The organism is Phytoactinopolyspora endophytica (assembly GCF_004138495.1).
Lineage (GTDB): Bacteria > Actinomycetota > Actinomycetes > Jiangellales > Jiangellaceae > Phytoactinopolyspora > Phytoactinopolyspora endophytica.
In genome coordinates, this window is the sequence record NZ_ML142876.1 from 40386 (window position 1) to 43163 (window position 2778).

Genomic DNA, 2778 nt, shown 5'->3' on the forward strand with positions numbered 1-2778 from the left:
CCGCCAGAGCAGCTCCGCCACCCATTCGGGAGACCTCGTCGTAGCCACGTCGGTTGCCTTGTGCCCGCGATAATAGAGCTCGTCGCCTTCAAGCAAGGCGACCGCGGTACTGATCCGTTCGACGACGCCCGACGGCGGGCGGCCTTCGCGGCCGCGCTCGGCCAGCTCCTCGACCTCAGAGGCAGGGAACAGACTTCCGCGGCCCCCTTTCACACGAACGCTGCGTAGCAGCCCCCGGCTGACGTAGGCGTACACCGTCTCCGGCTTCACGCTCAACCGGCCGGCAACTTCCGCCGTAGTCAGGTAATGCTCTTCCGCCTCTGGCGCCATGACCAGCACCTTCTCTGAAATATTGACTGGATCAATGTTGACGATCATTGATGTTCCATCAAGAGTAGCGAGACAGAGGAGGTGCGACATGACAACGCAGCCGAACGGATTGATCGACGTCCCACCGGGACTTCGGAACGTCGCTGTGACCAGTACGGAGATCGGCGACGTGCGCGGACACGAAGGGTTCTTCCACTACCGGCAGTACTCGGCCATCGATCTAGCGCAGACCAGGTCGTTCGAGGACGTATGTTTCCTGTTTCTCGAGGGTCGGCTTCCCACCCCCGAAGAACGAGCCCGCTTCTTCGCCGACTTGGCGCCGATGCGAGCGCTCCCGCGCGATCTGCGTTCGGTGCTGCCGGCCATCGCTCGAACCGGTGATCGGTTCACTCCACTGACGGCGCTGCGCACAGCGTTGTCCTTCATGGCCTCCGCACGCAACATGACGCCGTCGTGGGACCTCGGCCCGGGAGACCGCAAGCGCGACGCCATGTTCGTCTGTGCCGTGACGCCCACCATCCTCGCCGCCCTTCATCGGCTCCGGACAGGTCGGGATCCGCTCGATCCGCGCGACGACCTGCCAACGGCCGCGAACTGGCTGTACATGGTCACCGGCGAAGTGCCGTCACCAGAACGTGCGACTGCCATTGAGCGTTACCTCTCCGCCACGGCCGACCACGGGTTCAACGCGTCAACGTTCACCGCGCGAGTGGTGGCGTCGTCGGGAGCGGACATGGTGGCGGCCGTCGTCGCGGCGCTGGGTGCGTTCTCCGGTCCACTGCATGGCGGCGCCCCGGACCGTGCGCTGGACAGCATCGACGCCATAGGTACTCCGGACCGCATCGACAGCTGGATCAGATCACGTGTCGAGTCCGGAGACCGGATCATGGGATTCGGGCACGCCGTCTACCGCACGGAGGACCCGCGGGCGCGGATGCTCCGCGAGATCGCCCTCGCACTCGGCGGCAACCTTGTCGAGTTCGCCGTCGAGGTAGAACGCCGCGTCGTCGAGATCCTGGCCGAACTGAAGCCGGGACGGAGCTTGTATGCGAACGTGGAATTCTACGCGGGCGTGGTCATGGAGCAGTGCGGCATTCCACGGTCGATGTTCACGCCGACATTCGCGGTCAGCCGCACTGTGGGGTGGTGCGCGAACGTTCTCGAGGAGGCTGCAGCAGGGAAGATCATCCGTCCGTCGGCCCGCTACGTTGGCCCGACGCCGCCACAGCCCGTGCCCAGCCAGGATGACCTCAACCGGTAGCCGGCAACAGCTCAGGGAGAACGGCACGGGCGTCGCGGCGTGCCTGGTCAACGGCCGACGACGGAGCGCTCCGATACGGCCAGCGGACCCGCGTGCCCACGCCGGCCCAACCACCCATCGCCGCCAGGAACTTGTCCAGTGCCGGATTCGACAGACCGCTGGCCTGCAGCGGGGCGACGTGAAGGTCGAAGAGCTCGCCGATCCTGCGCTCCACATCCAATGCCCTTGGCATGTCAGCCTGCATCAGCTCGTACCAGGCGACGGCACCGGCCGGCATCATCGCCGCGGATGTTCGAGTAGCTCCCATGCGCGCCCAGGCGCAGGCCGGTGGCCAGGTGGTGACCGGCGACGAACAACGAGCACCCGGGCGCATGCTGCCGCATCCTCGAATACCATTCGTCATCGCCGCCCGCCATCTTTACGCCGGCGAGGGTCGGCGCCTCGGCCCGCATGGCTCCCAGCAATTCAGACGTCACCTGCGTCTTCGCGTGTGGCGGGTTGTACAGAACGAGAGGTACCGGTGCGGCCGTCCCCGCGACCCGGCCGATGAAGGCCCGGCACTCGTCATGGCTGAGCGGCAACCAGGTCTCATGCCTCAGCCCCCTCCGCTGATCGCAACTCCGCTGGTCGCAACCGTCACAGGCCGTCGATGACGCCGAGCCCGAACCCGGCGGAAATCACCAAGGCCTGAAATTAACCGGCTGGTAACCCTTGACACGGCGTATCTATCAGATATCTGATAACTCAACAACGGGGAACGCACGGTCAACTCGACGACGCTGTGACCGGGAGGCGAGTCAATGAGTGCTCGTTGGATAGCGAGCGCGGCGGGTCTGGCTCTGATGATGACCATCGGCCAAGCCCACGCAACCACCAGCACACACCAGGAACAACCGAACAACGTACGTCCGCAGGAAGAGCCGCTCTTCGACGAGCAGGCCGTCTTCGAACGCGGCACCCATGGCTACACCTGTTTCCGCATCCCCGTCATCCTGACGGCGGCAGACGGGACACTGCTGGCCTTCGCCGAGGGGCGGGTCGAGGACTGCGGCGACCATGGCGATATCGACCTCATCGTACGCAGGTCCCACGACGGCGGCCAGACCTGGGAACCGCTGGAGGTCGTCATCGAGGGCGGCGGCGACACCCGGGGCAACCCGGCGCCGGTCGTCGACCAGGAGACAGGC

Annotated in this window: 3 protein-coding genes and 1 pseudogene; 2 read left to right on the forward strand and 2 right to left on the reverse strand. The window is 65.7% G+C overall.

What is annotated here, in order from left to right; genetic code table 11:
• Positions 1-378 (reverse strand): helix-turn-helix domain-containing protein (locus tag ELR45_RS32345; protein ID WP_205857706.1); only part of this gene is annotated, 378 nt, incomplete at its 3' end.
• Between the two features lie 40 nt (positions 379-418).
• Between ELR45_RS32345 and ELR45_RS32350 the strand changes: the two genes are divergently transcribed.
• Complete coding sequence (locus tag ELR45_RS32350) at positions 419-1591, forward strand: citrate/2-methylcitrate synthase (protein WP_129669953.1); 1173 nt, start codon at positions 419-421, stop codon at positions 1589-1591.
• Here the strand turns inward: ELR45_RS32350 and ELR45_RS32355 are convergent.
• On the reverse strand, positions 1581-1871 hold the full coding sequence (locus ELR45_RS32355) for a hypothetical protein (RefSeq protein WP_165368297.1): 291 nt from the start codon (positions 1869-1871) through the stop codon (positions 1581-1583). The two genes, ELR45_RS32350 and ELR45_RS32355, sit on opposite strands and share 11 nt — an antisense overlap.
• Positions 1872-2391: 520 nt before the next feature.
• On the opposite strand from ELR45_RS32355, the pseudogene ELR45_RS39955 reads away from it, so the two are divergent.
• Positions 2392-2778: pseudogene (locus ELR45_RS39955) on the forward strand (sialidase family protein); the annotation flags it as partial.